Raw genomic sequence first — 16,110 nt, 5'->3', positions numbered from 1 at the left:
TTACCAGACGACGCGGGCGGGCGAAGTGTGACGATCAGCTGGACCGTGTACGCCTCCTCGACGAGCCCGTCCGGAAAGACCTTGAGCAGTTCGGCGCGTTCCCCGGCGAGGCAGGCGGCCGTGGCCTCCTCGCCGATCAGACGGAAGAGGGAGTGACTGCCGAGGTTGGTGAGGTGGAGGTCTAGCGGGACGGTCCGCGTCCAGCGCAGCTCGCGGCGTACGCGCGGCAGCTCGTCCGGCAGTCCCTCGGCGCGATGGCCGCCGGAGCCGTGGGCTCCGCCGCCGCCGAGCCGGCGCAGCCGTTCGTCCTGGGCGGCGACCCAGGGCACGTCGGCGTCGGAGACGTTCCACCACAGGGCGAGCGCACCGCCCGGCCGCAGGACGCGCAGGGCCTCGGGGACGGAGCGGGACGGGTCGGTCCAGTGCCAGGACTGGGCGTACGTCATCAGGTCGACGGACGCGTCCGCGAGGGGCAGGGCGTCACCGAAGCCCCTGACCAGCGGGGTGTCGGGCTGCGTACGGCGCAGTCGCGCGGCCATGCCGGGGCCCGGCTCGACGGCGATGACCTCGGCGCCGCGCGCACGCAGCAGCCGGGTGGCGATCCCGGTCCCGGCTCCGACGTCGAGGACACGGGCGCCTCGGAGGGGGCGGCCGGACAGTTCCTCGACGGCGTCGAACAGCGCCGGTGGGTAGCCGGGCCTGCCGGAGTCGTACTGGTCGGCGACGACATCGAAGGAGAGCGCGCGATCGGTCATGGACCCCATCCTGTCGCGCGCCGGATCCCGGGCGCCGGACGGGCCCCGGCTCACTTGCGCTTGGGGCGCTTGGGGCGGCTCGTCCTGCGGGCGGCCGGGTTGCCGGTGCGGGTGGTGCGCCGGCGCTCGTAGCGCGCCACTGCCGTCTCGTACTCCGTACGCCGCAGCCGCTCCCCCGGCGCCTCGGTCAGCGAGCGCAGGAAGTACGCGACCAGTGAGCCGATGAAGCCGATGCCCTTGAGGCTGCGCAGCTGTTCCTCACGGGCGCGGTCGACGGGGCGCTTGGAGAAGCCCTCCCAGGTCTTGCGGAAGGCGATGGCGCTGCACACCGAGAACATCACGATGACGAGAATGCCGATGAACGGGCTGGCGTCCGCGATCGTCAGGCCCTGGTAGGCGAAGCGCAGCAACAGGCAGGCGCCGACGGCCGCGGCGAGTGAGCCGACGGCGACGGCGGCGCGGCGCGCCGCGTAGCCGCCGTCGTGGGCGAGCCAGGTCGTGCCGAAGAAGCGGAGGGGCTCGGGCCGAGGGCCGCCGTCGGCGGCTTCGGCGGCTTCGCCGCTCTCGTACGGGCCGACGCTCTCGTGCTGGCCCTCGCTCTTGGTCCGGCTCTTGCCCTGGGTCTTGTTCTGGCTCACAGGGCGATTATCCCTGTCGGCGGGAGTCGGGGTCGAGAGCCGGGAACCGGGCCGGACCGGCCCGGTTCCCGGCCAGGGCTCAGGCGCAGCGCGGAGCGACGTAGCCGTCACTGCCTGTCTTGACGTACGCGTCCGAGATGAATTCGCCGTTGGCGATGTTGTCCCAGATCTTCGACGTGCCGTACGGCCCTGACACCGACTGGCCCGCCTTCTGGCAGTTGATCAGTACCGTGGCGTTGTACTGCAAAGTGCGTACGACGTTGTAGTTCGTCCCCGGACCCGAGCGCACATTGACGCGGTAGCCCGGCGCGACCGGATATCTGACGCCGGTCGCGGCCAGCATTCCCACCTCGGCGTCCGCACCCGCCTCCGCGACCACTTCCGTCCCTTCCGCTTCTTCCACCGCTCCAACCTCGTCAACAGCCATCGCTGCCTCCCCCTTGTCGATCTTGTTGAATGTTCACTCTGTGCGACGCGCAGGCTAGCAACACTCTTCAGCCACAGCCGCACCATCGACTAGGCTCCGTGAGTCGCGCTCGCAGAAGCGACACGGGGGACACATACATGGAATTCGCCGGGAGTTACCGCCTTGAGGCCTGCCTCGGCTCCGGTGGCATGGGCGTGGTGCATCTCGCGCGCTCCGCGTCGGGGCTGCGCCTCGCCGTGAAGGTGGTGCACCAGCAGTACGCGGCGGACCCGGAGTTCCGGGCCCGCTTCCGTCAGGAGGTCGCCGCCGCGCGACGCGTCAGCGGTGCGTTCACCGCGCCCGTCGTGGACGCGGACCCGGACGCGGAGCGGCCCTGGATGGCCACCTCGTACATCCCCGGTCCGACCCTGGCCGAGCAGGTCAAGAGCAACGGACCCATGTCGCCCGCCCAGTTGCGGCGGCTGACGGCGGGGCTCGCCGAGGCGCTGCGGGACATCCACCGGGCCGGTGTCGTCCACCGCGACCTCAAGCCGGGCAACGTACTCCTCACGGACAACGGTCCCAAGGTCATCGACTTCGGCATCTCGCGGCCGGTGGACAGCGATCTGCGCACCGAGACGGGGAAGTTGATCGGCTCGCCGCCGTACATGGCGCCCGAGCAGTTCCAGCGTCCGCGTGAAGTGGGGCCCGCGGCCGACGTGTTCGCGCTGGGGTCGCTGCTGGTCCACGCGGCGACGGGGCGTGGGCCCTTCGACTCGGACAGCCCGTACATCGTCGCCTACCAGGTGGTTCACGACGAGGCGGATCTGGTCGGTCTGCCCGCCGATCTGGCGCCGCTGGTGGGGCGTTGTCTCGCCAAGGATCCGGAGAAACGTCCCACGCCGGACGAGATCATGGCGGAGCTGAGCCCGCCTTCGTACGAGGCGGACGCGTTCATACCGGCGCAACGGCGTTCCCTGGAGAGACCGTTGGCGGCGCCGGGCGGCGAGCAGCGCACCCATGTGGGGGCGCACTCACCGTCCGGGCGCGCGCCGGAGGCCGGGACGGCCTCGCGCCCCGCTTCGCGGCAGGATGCGAAGCACGAACCGAAGACGGCCACGAAGGCGGGCGCGGCCGAGCCGAGGACCGCGGCCGACCGGCGCCGGCGGGCCAAGTGGCCGGCGCTCGCCGTCGGCGCCGCGGTGCTGGTGTACGGGGGTCTGTGGGCCGCGCAGGGGTTCGGCGACAACCGGGCACCCTCGTCGGGCCAGCGGGGCTCCGGTGCGGCGACGACCGCCGACGTGGCCTTCGCCCCGTGGCTGGCCACGGACATCGGCGACACCGCCGAGCGGGGCACCGCGCCGGCGTGTTCGTACACGCCGAGCGTCTCGGGCGTCTCGGCGGCGCTGCTCTGCTCCACGCGCGGCGTCGCCGCCGCCCGGCTCGACCCGGCCGACGGGCGGGTGCTCTGGTCGCACGGGTCGAAGGCCGGGACCACGTCCGTACCCGTCGTCTCCGGCGGTCTCGTCCACGCGGTCCTCACCTCGACGAAGACCACCCGCCTCCAGGCGTACGAGAAGGACGACGGCACCCCCGTCTGGAGCGCGGACGTCTCGGGCAGCCCGGGTGTCCACCACGCCGGTGACACCGTCCTGGTCGTCAAGCCCGACGGACGGGTGGAGGCACTGAACGGCGCTACCGGCAAGCGGCGTTGGGAGCACCGGCTGCCGGGCCACGTCGCCCCCGTCCTCGGCGTCCACAGCCGGCAGACCGGTCACGTGTACGCCGCCGAGTCCTCGGAGGACGGCGCCACCACGCTGGTCAGCGCGGTGGACCCGGAGACCGGTGAGCTGGCCTGGCAGCGGCGGCTCGACGGGAACCTGGAGCCGGTGACCACCGAGCGCGGCGCGCTGTTCCTCGCGTCCCTCGACGCGGACTCGATGACGGACGCGGTGGTGCGCTACGACCCCGGGAGCCGGGACGTACGCCGTGCGCCGTTGCCCTACCTGGTGTCCGGCGCGCAGATGGCCGTGCGCGACGACACCGCGTACCTGCTGGTGTCCGGCGGGACCCTGCTGGCGGTCGACACCACTCGTACGGGTGGGAAGCCCAAGGCGCGCTGGCAGTTGGAGACGGACGTCGCCCGCTCGTCCGGGCCCGTCGTGACGGCGGGCGACCGGCTCTACTTCTCCGCCGCCGACGGGCAGCTGATCACGGTCGACACGACGGACGGCACCCTGATCGGCCGTACGAAACCGCGTCTGGCGTCGGGCAGGCTCGCCGTGATGGCGGCGCTGCCCGTCCCCGCGACCGCGCCCGGCCGGATCTACGCGGGCGCGCCCGACGGGTCCGTCTTCGCCGTGGACAGCGAGAACCCCGACACCTGGTGACTCGCACCGGGTGCCGGGGTTCGTGGAACTCAGTTCATCAGCCCAGTCGGGAGACGTCCCTGACCGCGCCCTTGTCCGCGCTCGTCGCCATCGCCGCGTACGCGCGCAGCGCCACGGAGACCTTGCGCTCACGCGAGACCGGCTCGTACACACCGTTCAGCGCGTCCCGCCGGACCGCCAACTCGTCGTCGCCGACGAGCAGTTCGATCGAACGCCCCGGGATGTCGATCCGGATGCGGTCGCCGTCCCGCACCAGCGCGATCGTCCCGCCGGACGCCGCCTCGGGCGAGGCGTGGCCGATCGACAGACCCGACGTACCGCCGGAGAAGCGGCCGTCGGTGACCAGGGCGCACGCCTTGCCGAGGCCGCGGCCCTTCAGATACGACGTGGGGTAGAGCATCTCCTGCATGCCGGGGCCGCCGCGCGGGCCCTCGTAACGGATGACGATCACGTCGCCCTCCGCGATCTCCTTACGGAGGATCTTCTCGACGGCGTCCTCCTGCGACTCGCAGACGACGGCCGGGCCCTCGAAGGTCCAGATCGACTCGTCCACGCCGGCGGTCTTCACCACGCAGCCGTCGACGGCCAGGTTGCCCTTCAGCACGGCGAGTCCGCCGTCCTTGGAGTACGCGTGTTCCAGCGAGCGGATGCAGCCGCCCTCGGCGTCCAGGTCGAGCGTGTCCCACCGCTCGGACTGGGAGAACGCGGTCGCCGAGCGCTTGCAGCCGGGCGCCGCGTGCCACAGCTCCACGGCCTCGTCCGAGGGTGAACCGCCGCGCACGTCCCAGGTCTTGAGCCACTCGTCGAGCGAGTCGGAGTGCACCGAGTGCACGTCCTCGTTGAGGAGGCCGCCGCGGTACAGCTCGCCCAGGATGGCGGGGATGCCGCCGGCCCTGTGGATGTCCTCCATGTAGTACGTGCCGCCGGGCGCGACGTTCGGCGCGACCTTCGACAGGCACGGGACGCGTCGCGAGACGGCGTCGATCTCGTCCAGGCCGTAGGACAGACCGGCCTCCTGGGCGGCGGCGAGGAGGTGCAGGATCGTGTTCGTGGAGCCGCCCATGGCGATGTCGAGCGCCATGGCGTTGTCGAAGGCCGCGCGGGTGGCGATGTTGCGCGGCAGGACGGTCTCGTCGCCGCCTTCGTAGTAGCGCTTGGTGATGTCGACGACCGTGGTGCCCGCGTTCTCGTACAGCGCCTTGCGCGCGGTGTGCGTGGCGAGCACGGAGCCGTTGCCGGGCAGGGCGAGACCGATGGCCTCCGCGAGGCAGTTCATCGAGTTGGCGGTGAACATGCCGGAACAGGAGCCGCAGGTCGGGCAGGCGTTCTCCTCGATACGGAGGATGTCCTCGTCCGAGACGGACTCGTCGACGGCGTCCGAGATCGCGTTGATGAGGTCCAGCTTGCGGACGGTGCCGTCGACCAGGGTGGCCTTGCCGGCCTCCATCGGGCCGCCGGAGACGAAGACCGCGGGGATGTTGAGGCGCATCGCGGCCATCAGCATGCCCGGAGTGATCTTGTCGCAGTTGGAGATGCAGATCAGCGCGTCCGCGCAGTGCGCCTCGACCATGTACTCGACGGAGTCGGCGATCAGGTCGCGCGACGGCAGGCTGTAGAGCATGCCTCCGTGGCCCATCGCGATGCCGTCGTCGACGGCGATGGTGTTGAACTCGCGCGGGACGGCTCCGGCGGCCTTGATCGCCTCGGAGACGATCCGGCCGACGGGGGCGAGGTGGGTGTGTCCGGGGACGAACTCGGTGAAGGAGTTGGCCACGGCGACGATCGGCTTGCCGATGTCCTCGCTGGCTACGCCCGACGCCCGCATAAGGGCGCGTGCGCCCGCCATGTTCCGGCCGTGGGTGACAGTGCGGGACCTCAGCTCGGGCATCGTCGCTCGCTCCTTCGGCAGATCCATCGGTGGAAATACTTTTTCGAGCCTACGCCCACCGCTCCAAGATCTGGACGGTCCGTCCGAGATGCGGGACGCCGGCTCAGCTCTCGGTCAGATATCGCTGGAGGGTGGGCGCCACGAGCCGGACGATCTCCTCGGTCTCCACCGAGGCCAGCGGCTCGGCCTTGATCACGTAGCGCAGGAGCGCGATCCCGATCATGTGGGAGGCGGCCAGCTCGGCGCGGAGGGTGGGGTCGGGTACGTCGAGTTCGACCGCGATCCGCTCCAGCAGCCTTCGCAGGACGAACTTGCGCAGCATGGCAGCCGCGGCGTCGTTCGTCAGGGCGGAGCGGACGATCGCGAGGAGCGGGGCGCGGGACACCGGGTTCTCCCACACGCCGATGAAGTAGCGCGCCAGGCGCTCGCCGATGCCGTCCGTACCGCCGGTGAGCAGGGTGGGGATAACCAGCGCCGGCTCGAAGGAGACCTCGATGGCGGCGCCGAAGACCTCCTCCTTCGTACCGAAGTAGTGATGTACGAGGGCGGGGTCGACCCCGGCGACCTTGGCGATGCCTCGTACGGAGGTCTTGTCGTAGCCGCGCTCGGCGAACTCCGTACGGGCCGCTTCCAGGATCCGCTCGCGCGCGCCGGGTCCGGTGTCCGCGTCGGAGCGGGCGGGGCGGCCTCGGCGGCGGGGGGCCGCGTCGGTCATGGGCGGCGGATCCGGGGGCGGCCGTGGGACAGGCGGGGCTGCGGGGGCGACGAGGCCACCGGTGCCGCCTGGGAGGTGGAGGCCGATGCCAGATGCAGCCGGGTGAAGGCCAGCGCCTCCGCGAGATCGGCCTCGCGTTCGGCGGACGACATCGCGCGCCGGGTGTTGACCTCGATGACGACATTGCCGTCGAAGGAGCTTCCCGCCAGCCGTTCGAGCAGCTCGGCGCAGGGCTGGTTGCCGCGGCCCGGCACCAGATGCTCGTCCTTGGCCGAGCCGTTTCCGTCGGCGAGATGGATGTGCCCCAGCCGGTCGCCCATGCGCTCGACCATGGACATGGCGTCCGAGCGGGCGGTGGCCGTGTGCGACAGGTCGACGGTGAAGTGGCGGTAGTCGTCCTTCGTCACGTCCCAGTCGGGGGCGTACGCGAGCACCTCACGGTCCCGGTAGCGCCACGGGTACATGTTCTCGACGGCGAAGCGCACATCCGTCTCGTCGGCCATCCGCCAGATGCCGGTGACGAAGTCGCGGGCGTACTGGCGCTGCCAGCGGAACGGCGGGTGGACGACGACGGTGGAGGCGCCCAGGCGCTCGGCGGCCGACCGCGCCCGCTGGAGCTTGGTCCACGGGTCGGTCGACCAGACGCGCTGGGTGATCAGCAGACATGGGGCGTGGATGGCGAGGATCGGCACCCGGTGGTAGTCGGAGAGGCGGCGCAGCGCCTCGACGTCCTGGCTGACGGGATCCGTCCAGACCATGACTTCCACGCCGTCGTACCCCAGGCGTCCGGCGATCTCGAAGGCCGTCGCCGTGGACTCCGGATAGACGGAGGCCGTCGACAGGGCGACCTTCGCATCCGGGACGCGTACCACTGCTTCTGCCACGGAGACAGGGTACGGGCACCGGTGGGCGGCATCGGGGGCGCGGGAGCGGAAAGTGACGTGTGCAACGGACCGCCGCCTGTCGATGAGAAGCGCCCCTCGGACCCCGGTTCAGACCTCCGTCGTCGGCAGCTGGTCGAGCCGCCTGAGGATCACGCCCTCCCGCAGGGCCCACGGGCAGATCTCCAGCTCCTCGACGCCGAAGAGCTCCATCACCGCCTCGGCGACCAGCACGCCCGCGAGCAGCTGGGGCGCCCGCCCCTCCGACACACCGGGCAGTCCGGCACGCTGCGCGGCGGTCATCGTCGTCAGCTTGGGCACCCACTCCCCCAGCGATTTACGGGTCAGGCCGCGCTGTACGTAAAGCCCCTCGGCGGAGCGCGCCGCCCCGGTGATCCGTGCCAGCTGCCGGAAGGTCTTGGAGGTGGCGACGACATGGTCCGGCTCGCCGAAGCGGGTGAACTCGCCGACGGTACGGGCGATCTGGGCCCGCACATGGCGGCGCAGCGCCCGTACGTCCTGCGGGTCGGGCGGGTCGCCGGGCAGCCAGCCGGCGGTGAGGCGGCCGGCGCCCAGGGGCAGGGACACGACGGCGTCCGGTTCCTCGTCGATGCCGTAGGCGATCTCGAGCGAGCCGCCGCCGATGTCCAGGACCAGCAGTTTTCCCGCCGACCAACCGAACCAGCGGCGGGCGGCGAGGAAGGTCAGCCGGGCCTCCTCGTCGCCGGTGAGGACGTGGAGGTCAACGTCCGTCTCTTCTTTGACCCGGGCGAGTACATGGTCGGCGTTGCTCGCCTCGCGCACGGCGGAGGTGGCGAACGACAGCACGGCCTCGCAGCCCTTGTCCTCGGCGGCCACGAGCGCCTCGGCGATCGTGGCGACCAGCCGCTCCACGCCTTCGGGCCCGATCGCGCCGTCCGCGTCGAGCAGTTCGGCCAGTCTCAGCTCGGTCTTGTGGGAATGGGCGGGCAGCGGGCGCGCCCCGCGGTGGGCGTCGACCGCCAGCAGGTGGACGGTGTTCGATCCGACGTCGAGAACTCCGAGTCTCATGGGCGAACGCTACTGCGGCGACACGCATACGCTGGAGCCGTGCCAAAGACGAACAAGGCGAAGCCGGGCAAAGCCAGCCGCGCCAAGAAGCAGCACGAGCAGGTTCCGCCCGACGAGAAGGGGCTGGACTTCGCCCGGTCCTGGGTGGAATTCCCTGATCCGGCGGACGACGAGCAGGTCTTCCGCTGCGATCTGACGTGGCTGACCTCGCGCTGGACGTGCATCTTCGGCAGTGGCTGCCAGGGCATCGAGGCGGGGCGCGCCGACGACGGCTGCTGCACGCTGGGGGCGCACTTCTCGGACGAGGACGACGAGAAGCGGGTCGCCGGGCATGTGAAGCGCCTCACGCCGGAGGTATGGCAGTTCCACGGTGTGGGGGCGGACAGCGGCTGGACGGAGACGGACGACGAGGGCGCCCGCAAGACGCGCCGCTGGAACGGCTCGTGCATCTTCCAGAACCGCCCCGGCTTCGCCGGCGGCGCGGGCTGCGCGCTGCACATCCTGGCGCTGCGGGAGGACCGCGAGCCGCTGGAGACGAAGCCCGACGTCTGCTGGCAGCTGCCGGTCCGGCGTACGTACGACTGGATCGAGCGGCCCGACGACACGCGGGTGCTCCAGGTGACGATCGGGGAGTACGACCGCCGCGGCTGGGGCCCCGGCGGCCACGACCTGCACTGGTGGTGCACCTCGGCGACATCGGCACACGGCGCGGGCGAGCCGGTGTTCAAGACGTACGGCCCGGAGCTGACCGAACTGATGGGCAAGGCGGGGTACGACGCACTGGTCGAGCTGTGCGAGACCCGCCTGGCGAGCGCGCTCCCCCTCTTGGCTCCGCACCCGGCGGACCCGCCGCTGGGCGCGAAGCCCGGGGTCTGACGGCTCACCGCCTGACACCCCCACCCCTCACGGCGACGCCGGCGGTGTGTCCGGGTCGCCGCCCGGTTCCGTCGGCGGAACGGGCGGGTCGCTCGACGGCGGCGGGTCCGTCGACGGCGGCGGGTCCGTCGGGTCGGACGTGCCGGGTGGTGGGTCCGTGGGGGTCGTCGGGCCGCCCGGGTCGGTCGGGGTCGGTGGCGGTGAGGACGGGGGGCGGGTCGGGTGTGTCGGGTGGACGGGGTCCGGGTCCGGGTTCGACGAGGACGGGGGCCTGGCACCGTAACCGCTGATCGCGACCACCGAGCCCGTCGGGGTCAGCCCGATGCGGGCGCGCCACGGGCCGGACGGCTCCCGCGCGTGGTCCACGTGGACATGGACGGTGACGGACCTGCCGGGGGCGAGCGTGCCCGACGTACGGCTCAGCCGCAGCCAGGACGCGCTGGTCCAGGCCGACCACGCGACGGGCTCGCCGCCGGTCGCGGTGAGCGTGATCCTCGTACGGTCGCCGGTCGACTCCGCCGTGACGGAGAGCCGTGGCGTGACGGACGGTGACTCCGTGCCGTCGCTGATGACCTCCACCGAGACGTCCGGGTCCCGGCTGCCGGTGGCGAAGGGGTCGCCGGGCCGGTTCTCGGCGTTGCCCGCGTTCTCGTAGTTGTCGTACGGATGGGCGCCCTGCGCACCGCGCCGCTCGGCGTCACCGGCGCTGACCGACGTCCCGTCGTGGCCCTCGCCGGCCGGCGGAGCGCCCCGGTACGCCGCCCAGAGCGCGAGCACGGGCGCCGCGACGACGGTCGCCACGACGGTGGTGGTGACGGCCCGCGCGCGCAGCCTCTCGCGGCGGGCGGCGCGGTCCTTGGGGTCCATGGGGAAGCCGTCCCGGCCGAAGCGCGGGGTGGTGGCACGGGAGCGCGGGGTGTTCGTCATCGCGCCGTACGCCGCCGCCCGGGGCGCCTCGACGAGCGGCAGGACGGCGGGCGAGGCCGCGGCCGGGGAGGGCGCGCCGGGCCGGGCGGCCCGCGCGGACGCGGCCGAACCGGGCCAGGGTCCCGCCGCCTCGGCGCGCTCGGCGGCGCGGCGGCAGCGCGGGCAGTCGTCCACGTGCCGCACCAGTTCGCGCCGGAGCGCGGACGAGAGCAGCACCTGGTCGTCGCCGGTGAGCCGGGCGACGGCGGGACAGTTGCCCGTCTCCACGACGGCGAGCGCGGCCCTGGTGCGCTCGACCTCGCAGGCGGCGGAGTTGAGCAGTTCGCGGGCCGGCAGCGCCTCCATGGACAGGACGGCGGCGACGTCACGCGCGCGGAGCCGGTGGCGTACGGCCAGTTCGAGCGCTTCGCGCTGCTCGGGCGTCGTACCGGCGGCCTCGGGCCAGGCCAGCATGGCGAGTTCACGCCGTCGGCGGACGGTGACCTCCGGCGGGACATCGGTCCTCGCACCGGCTCCGGGCTCCTCGCCCGGCTCGCGGCGGCCGGCGTGCGCCCCCGGGCGGCCGCCGCGCCGCTCGCCGAGTCTGCGCAGACAGGCCCACCGCGCGAGCGCGTACAGCCAGGCCCTGCGCTCGCCGTCGCCCGCCGGGCAACGCCCGTACTGGCGCTCGGAGATGGCCAGGACCTCGCCCAGCACCTCGGTCGCGGCGTCGTGGTCGCACAGCACGGACAGGCAGTAGGTGAACAGCCCGTCCAGATACGGCTCGTACCGCACGGGCGGCCGGTCCGTCCCCGACTCCGATCGGGGCGCGCGACGGGGCGCACGGTGTGCGCCGGTGGTGTAGGCGGGGGGCTCCAGTCTGCTGCTCGTCACCCGGCGACGGTAGACAGGGGAGCGCACGACTCTCACCGCCCTCGCCTACTTTTCATCATTACGGGTGAAACGACCGCTTCGGCCGTGCCTCGCCCGCGAGCCGCGAAGTGACCGCCGCGGCAAGGACTGTCAGTGGTCGCCTATACGGTGGCGCCATGGCTGTAGCCCGTACCAAATCCGCCAAGGACCGGCCGTCCTACCGCTGTACCGAGTGCGGCTGGACCACCGTCAAGTGGCTCGGCCGCTGCCCCGAGTGCCAGGCCTGGGGCACCGTCGAGGAGTACGGGGCGCCCGCCGTACGGACGACGGCGGTCGGCCGGGTGAGCACCCCGGCGCTGCCGATCGGCCAGATCGACGGCCGGACGGCGACGGCGCGCTCGACGGGCGTGGACGAGCTGGACCGGGTCCTCGGCGGCGGCCTCGTGCCGGGCGCCGTCGTGCTGGTGGCCGGTGAGCCGGGCGTCGGCAAGTCCACGCTGCTTCTGGACGTCGCGGCGAAGGCGGCCGGCCCCGAGCACCGCACGCTGTATGTGACGGGCGAGGAGTCGGCGAGCCAGGTGCGGCTGCGCGCGGACCGCATCAAGGCCATCGACGACCATCTCTATCTCGCGGCCGAGACGGACCTGTCCGCCGTTCTCGGGCATCTCGACGCGGTCAAGCCGTCGCTGCTGATCCTTGACTCCGTACAGACGGTGGCGTCGCCGGAGATCGACGGGGCGCCCGGCGGCATGGCCCAGGTCCGGGAGGTCGCCGGCGCGCTCATCCGGACCTCCAAGGAGCGGGGCATGTCCACCCTGCTCGTCGGCCATGTCACCAAGGACGGCGCCATCGCGGGCCCCCGGCTCCTGGAGCATCTGGTGGACGTCGTGCTGTCCTTCGAGGGCGACCGGCACGCGCGGCTGCGGCTGGTGCGCGGCGTCAAGAACAGATACGGGACGACGGACGAGGTCGGCTGCTTCGAGCTGCACGACGAGGGCATCACGGGTCTCGCCGACCCCTCCGGTCTCTTCCTCACCCGCCGGGATCAGCCCGTCCCCGGCACCTGTCTCACCGTCACGCTCGAAGGCCGCCGCCCGCTCGTCGCCGAGGTCCAGGCGCTGACGGTCGACTCGCAGATCCCCTCGCCCCGGCGCACCACCTCGGGCCTGGAGACCTCCCGCGTCTCGATGATGCTGGCCGTTCTCGAACAGCGCGGCCGGATCAGCGCGCTCGGCAAGCGCGACATCTACAGCGCGACGGTCGGTGGCGTGAAGCTCTCGGAGCCGGCCGCGGACCTGGCGATCGCGCTGGCCCTGGCCTCGGCGGCGAGCGACACCCCCCTGCCGACGAACCTGGTCGCGATCGGCGAGGTGGGCCTCGCGGGCGAGGTCAGACGGGTCACGGGCGTCCAGCGCAGACTGGCCGAGGCACACCGGCTGGGCTTCACGCACGCTCTCGTCCCGACCGATCCGGGGAAGATCCCCGCCGGTATGAAGGTCACAGAAGTTGCCGATATGGGCGCGGCTCTGAGTGTGCTTCCGCGCCGGGGTCGCGCGGACGCCCCACGGGACGGCAAGGAGCGCCGGTAGACTTTGCCCTGGTCTCGCCCATCCGTACGAGCCGGAGGAGTGCAGTGGCAGCCAACGACCGGGCAGCAGCACCCGGAAAGTCCGGTGGTGGCTCCGGTGGATCCGGCACCGAAGCGCTGATGCGCGCCTCACTGAGCGCCGTGGCGCCCGGCATGGCGCTGCGTGACGGCCTGGAGCGGATCCTCCGGGGGAACACCGGCGGTCTCATCGTCCTCGGCATGGACAAGACCGTCGAGGCGATGTGCACGGGCGGCTTCGTGCTGGACGTGGAATTCACCGCGACGAGGCTCCGCGAGCTGGCCAAGCTCGACGGCGCGCTCATCCTCGACAAAGACATCACCAAGATTCTGCGGGCCGGTGTCCAGCTCGTCCCCGACGCCTCCATCCCGACCGAGGAGACCGGCACCCGCCACCGCACGGCGGACCGGGTGTCGAAGCAGTGCGGCTTCCCCGTGATCTCCGTCTCGCAGTCGATGCGGCTGATCGCGCTGTACGTGGACGGGGAGCGCCGGGTCCTGGAGGAGTCGGCGGCGATCCTGTCGCGCGCCAACCAGGCGCTGGCGACCCTGGAGCGGTACAAGCTCCGGCTGGACGAGGTCGCCGGCACGCTCTCCGCGCTGGAGATCGAGGACCTGGTGACGGTCCGGGACGTGACGGCGGTCTCGCAGCGCCTGGAGATGGTGCGCAGGATCGCCACGGAGATCGCCGAGTACGTGGTGGAGTTGGGCACCGACGGGCGGCTTCTCTCCCTCCAGCTGGACGAGTTGATCGCGGGCGTCGACCCGGAGCGCGAGCTGGTCGTACGGGACTACGTGCCCGAGCCGACGGCGAAGCGGTCCCGTACGGTCGCGGAGGCGATGACCGAGCTGGACGCGCTCTCCCACACCGAGCTGCTGGAACTGCCCGTCGTGGCACGCGCTTTGGGGTACAGCGGCTCGCCCGAGACGCTGGACTCGGCGGTCTCGCCGCGCGGTTACCGGCTGCTGGCCAAGGTGCCGAGGCTGCCGGGCGCCATCATCGAGCGGCTGGTCGAGCACTTCGGCGGGTTGCAGAAGCTGCTGGCGGCGAGCGTCGACGATCTTCAGACGGTGGACGGGGTGGGCGAGGCGCGGGCGCGCAGCGTGCGCGAGGGCCTGTCGCGGCTGGCGGAGTCGTCGATCCTGGAGCGATACGTCTGACGTACGGGCAAGCGCTTACGTACGAGGAAGGGCCGCGTCACTGTTCAACGACGGTGGCGCGGCCCTTCTTTGTACGGAGGTCGGCCCGGCCGCTCAGTCCTTGTCGAGGCGGATCGACGTCTGGCCCTGCTTCACCGTCGCGCCGGGCGCCACCGCCTCCACCAGATACGTGCCGGGCTTGGCCTTGCCGGGCGGGGGTGTGGCGCACTGCGGGGCGCTCTGTGTGAGGTCCCAGGTGACGGTCCGCGTGACGGTCCCGCCCGCGGGCACCTTCAACAGAAGGGGGCCGATCTTGGGGCAGTCCTTGGAGGACCAGATCTCGTCGCTCTCGGAGTCGGTGACGGTCAGCACCACGGACTTCGGCCCCAGGTCCGCCTTGCAGTCCTTGGCCGACCCGTTGGTGGCCACGATCTTGAACGAGGGCTTCTCGCCCGGCTCGTAGGCGACCTTCCGGCTCTCCAGCTTCAGACTCAGCGCGCTCGCCGGGCAGTTGGGGAGGCTCGATCCGACGGGCACCTGCTCGCCCGTACTGCTGCCGCCCGCGCCGTCGTCGCCACCGCCACCGCCACCGCTCGCCGCGCCGCCGCCCGAGCCGGTGGAACCGCCCGTACCGCCAGTGCCGTTGTCGCCACCGCCGCCGCCGTCGGCGCCCGCGTCCGTACCGCCCGTGTCGCCGCCGCCGCTCCCGCCGCTCCCGCCGCTGCCCCCGGTCTCGCCCGACTCGTCGCGCCCGCCAGGCTGTTCGCTGATGGCGGGTCCGGATCCGGACGGTCCGGGGGTGATCGAGGGGGCGGGCGCCTCGCCGTTCGCGCCGTCGTCGCGCTTCTTTCCGCCGTCACCACCACCGGATGTGACGACCCATACGACAAGCAACGCGAGCAGCGCGATCAGAGTCGCCGCTACTGCCCTCCGTCGCCAGTAGATGGAGGAGGGAAGCGGCCCGACCGGATTGCGCATAGATCCCACGGCGCAACTCTACGAGAGTTCACGGCCAACTCCCGCCCCACATGCCGCCCGTCTCGCAAGTTTTACGGATCATCATCACGCTACGGCCGCCGGAGTGACCCCACTTGCCACTTTCGTCAGGGGTTCGGCCCCCGAGGGCAAGGTGCGTGAGCAGGAGTCAGGAAGGTACGGTCCGTAAGCATGGACCCCTCCGTCACCAGCGGGCTTTACCGCGACATTACTGATCTCGCCCACGACTCGCCTTCCTGGGTAGGGCACTTCGTCGAGATAGGGACGGAGGCCGTGATCGTGATCCTGGGCCTGCTGTTCCTCGCCAGCTGGTGGCGGAGGCGGTCCGGGGACTCACGCGCCATGGCCGTGGCGGTAGTTGGGCCGCTGGCGACCGCCGTCGCGTACGTGGGCAGCGAACTGTTCAAGAGCGCCGTGCAGGAGGAACGCCCGTGCCGCGCGGTCGCCGGCGCCGCCGCGTCGCTCGCGACGTGCCCGCCGGTCGGCGACTGGTCGTTCCCGAGCAACCACTCGACCATCGCGGCGGCGGCGGCCGTCGCGCTCGCCATCGCCTGGCGGGCGATCGCGTTCCTGACGATCCCGCTGGCGCTGTTCGCGGCGTTCTCGCGGGTCTTCGTCGGTGTGCACTATCCGCACGACGTGGCCGTGGGGCTGCTGTTCGGCGGGCTGGTCGCGACGCTCGTCGTCCTGGCCCTGACGCGACCCGCGCGGGCGCTGATCGAGACCATGCGGACGAGCCGTACGGGTGTGGTGGTCTGGTTCGCGGGCCGGGGACCGGCACCGGAACCGGCGCGAGGACCGGCGGCCCCCTGGGCGGCGGACGCGGGCCCGGGGTACGGGGCGGGGTACGGACCGCAGTACGGGTCGGTGCATGGCGCCGCGCCCGGCTCGGAGCCCGATCACCAGGCGCGGCAAGGGCCGGTGGCCGGCTCCGACGTCCGGCATCGGTAGCGGGGCCGCCGCCGCTCGCCCACGCGGGCACGAGCGGCG

At 72.2% G+C, this 16,110-nt stretch carries 14 protein-coding genes; 5 read left to right on the top strand and 9 right to left on the bottom strand.

What is annotated here, in order from left to right; genetic code table 11:
- The 3 genes from BHU15_RS28455 to BHU15_RS28445 all read right to left on the bottom strand — a co-directional run.
- The coding region (locus tag BHU15_RS28455; protein ID WP_079128434.1) for a class I SAM-dependent methyltransferase at nucleotides 1-764 on the bottom strand (764 nt) is incomplete at its 3' end.
- 41 nt (nucleotides 765-805) lie between these two features.
- Complete coding sequence (locus BHU15_RS28450) at nucleotides 806-1,393, bottom strand: hypothetical protein (protein WP_079128432.1); 588 nt, start codon at nucleotides 1,391-1,393, stop codon at nucleotides 806-808.
- Nucleotides 1,394-1,472: 79 nt separating this feature from the next.
- On the bottom strand, nucleotides 1,473-1,820 hold the full coding sequence (locus tag BHU15_RS28445; RefSeq protein WP_069629792.1) for a peptidase: 348 nt from the start codon (nucleotides 1,818-1,820) through the stop codon (nucleotides 1,473-1,475).
- A 137-nt stretch (nucleotides 1,821-1,957) separates the two neighbouring features.
- Here BHU15_RS28445 and BHU15_RS28440 point away from each other — a divergent pair, with 137 nt between their 5' ends.
- Complete coding sequence (locus BHU15_RS28440; RefSeq protein ID WP_069629791.1) at nucleotides 1,958-4,189, top strand: serine/threonine-protein kinase; 2,232 nt, start codon at nucleotides 1,958-1,960, stop codon at nucleotides 4,187-4,189.
- A 37-nt stretch (nucleotides 4,190-4,226) separates the two neighbouring features.
- Here BHU15_RS28440 and ilvD read toward each other — a convergent pair whose 3' ends face one another.
- The 4 genes from ilvD to BHU15_RS28420 form a co-directional block, all read right to left on the bottom strand.
- Nucleotides 4,227-6,077 (bottom strand): dihydroxy-acid dehydratase, encoded by a 1,851-nt coding sequence (ilvD, locus tag BHU15_RS28435; RefSeq protein ID WP_069629790.1) that lies wholly within the window; start codon nucleotides 6,075-6,077, stop codon nucleotides 4,227-4,229.
- 103 nt (nucleotides 6,078-6,180) lie between these two features.
- On the bottom strand, nucleotides 6,181-6,792 hold the full coding sequence (locus BHU15_RS28430; RefSeq protein ID WP_023539554.1) for a TetR/AcrR family transcriptional regulator: 612 nt from the start codon (nucleotides 6,790-6,792) through the stop codon (nucleotides 6,181-6,183).
- The gene (locus BHU15_RS28425; protein ID WP_079128431.1) at nucleotides 6,789-7,676 is read right to left on the bottom strand and encodes a sugar phosphate isomerase/epimerase family protein; all 888 of its coding nucleotides are present in this window, start codon (nucleotides 7,674-7,676) and stop codon (nucleotides 6,789-6,791) included. The genes BHU15_RS28430 and BHU15_RS28425 overlap by 4 nt, the downstream gene beginning before the upstream one ends.
- A 108-nt stretch (nucleotides 7,677-7,784) precedes the next feature.
- The gene (locus tag BHU15_RS28420; protein ID WP_069629788.1) at nucleotides 7,785-8,723 is read right to left on the bottom strand and encodes a Ppx/GppA family phosphatase; all 939 of its coding nucleotides are present in this window, start codon (nucleotides 8,721-8,723) and stop codon (nucleotides 7,785-7,787) included.
- Nucleotides 8,724-8,762: 39 nt separating this feature from the next.
- On the opposite strand from BHU15_RS28420, the gene BHU15_RS28415 reads away from it, so the two are divergent.
- Nucleotides 8,763-9,599 (top strand): DUF3109 family protein, encoded by an 837-nt coding sequence (locus tag BHU15_RS28415; RefSeq protein ID WP_069629787.1) that lies wholly within the window; start codon nucleotides 8,763-8,765, stop codon nucleotides 9,597-9,599.
- A 27-nt stretch (nucleotides 9,600-9,626) separates the two neighbouring features.
- On the opposite strand, the gene BHU15_RS28410 is transcribed toward BHU15_RS28415, so the two are convergent.
- Nucleotides 9,627-11,399 carry a BACON domain-containing protein gene (locus BHU15_RS28410; protein ID WP_069629786.1) on the bottom strand — a complete coding sequence of 591 codons (1,773 nt, stop codon included), beginning with the start codon at nucleotides 11,397-11,399 and terminating at the stop codon, nucleotides 9,627-9,629.
- Between the two features lie 155 nt (nucleotides 11,400-11,554).
- On the opposite strand from BHU15_RS28410, the gene radA reads away from it, so the two are divergent.
- On the top strand, nucleotides 11,555-12,967 hold the full coding sequence (gene radA / locus BHU15_RS28405; protein WP_069629785.1) for a DNA repair protein RadA: 1,413 nt from the start codon (nucleotides 11,555-11,557) through the stop codon (nucleotides 12,965-12,967).
- 44 nt (nucleotides 12,968-13,011) lie between these two features.
- Entirely contained in the window at nucleotides 13,012-14,145 is a 1,134-nt protein-coding gene (gene disA / locus BHU15_RS28400; protein ID WP_031230160.1) for a DNA integrity scanning diadenylate cyclase DisA, read from the top strand.
- 93 nt (nucleotides 14,146-14,238) lie between these two features.
- Here the strand turns inward: disA and BHU15_RS28395 are convergent, their stop codons facing one another.
- On the bottom strand, nucleotides 14,239-15,102 hold the full coding sequence (locus BHU15_RS28395) for a hypothetical protein (RefSeq protein ID WP_401920820.1): 864 nt from the start codon (nucleotides 15,100-15,102) through the stop codon (nucleotides 14,239-14,241).
- A gap of 189 nt (nucleotides 15,103-15,291) precedes the next feature.
- Between BHU15_RS28395 and BHU15_RS28390 the strand changes: the two genes are divergently transcribed.
- Complete coding sequence (locus BHU15_RS28390) at nucleotides 15,292-16,071, top strand: phosphatase PAP2 family protein (protein ID WP_069629783.1); 780 nt, start codon at nucleotides 15,292-15,294, stop codon at nucleotides 16,069-16,071.
- Nucleotides 16,072-16,110 lie beyond the last annotated feature (39 nt).

Origin of the sequence: Streptomyces niveus (assembly GCF_001723055.1) — a bacterium.
GTDB classification, from domain to species: Bacteria; Actinomycetota; Actinomycetes; order Streptomycetales; family Streptomycetaceae; genus Streptomyces; species Streptomyces niveus.
This window is presented reverse-complemented; position numbering and strand designations above follow the sequence as displayed.

Excerpts from the sequence above, each read along its gene's own strand:
- BHU15_RS28445 (WP_069629792.1), bottom strand. The coding sequence starts at position 1,820 with ATGGCTGTTGACGAGGTTGGAGCGGTGGAAGAAGCGGAAGGGACGGAA.
- BHU15_RS28440 (WP_069629791.1), top strand. The coding sequence starts at position 1,958 with ATGGAATTCGCCGGGAGTTACCGCCTTGAGGCCTGCCTCGGCTCCGGT.
- ilvD (WP_069629790.1), bottom strand. The coding sequence starts at position 6,077 with ATGCCCGAGCTGAGGTCCCGCACTGTCACCCACGGCCGGAACATGGCG.
- BHU15_RS28430 (WP_023539554.1), bottom strand. The coding sequence starts at position 6,792 with ATGACCGACGCGGCCCCCCGCCGCCGAGGCCGCCCCGCCCGCTCCGAC.
- BHU15_RS28420 (WP_069629788.1), bottom strand. The coding sequence starts at position 8,723 with ATGAGACTCGGAGTTCTCGACGTCGGATCGAACACCGTCCACCTGCTG.
- radA (WP_069629785.1), top strand. The coding sequence starts at position 11,555 with ATGGCTGTAGCCCGTACCAAATCCGCCAAGGACCGGCCGTCCTACCGC.
- BHU15_RS28395 (WP_401920820.1), bottom strand. The coding sequence starts at position 15,102 with ATGCGCAATCCGGTCGGGCCGCTTCCCTCCTCCATCTACTGGCGACGG.
- BHU15_RS28390 (WP_069629783.1), top strand. The coding sequence starts at position 15,292 with ATGGACCCCTCCGTCACCAGCGGGCTTTACCGCGACATTACTGATCTC.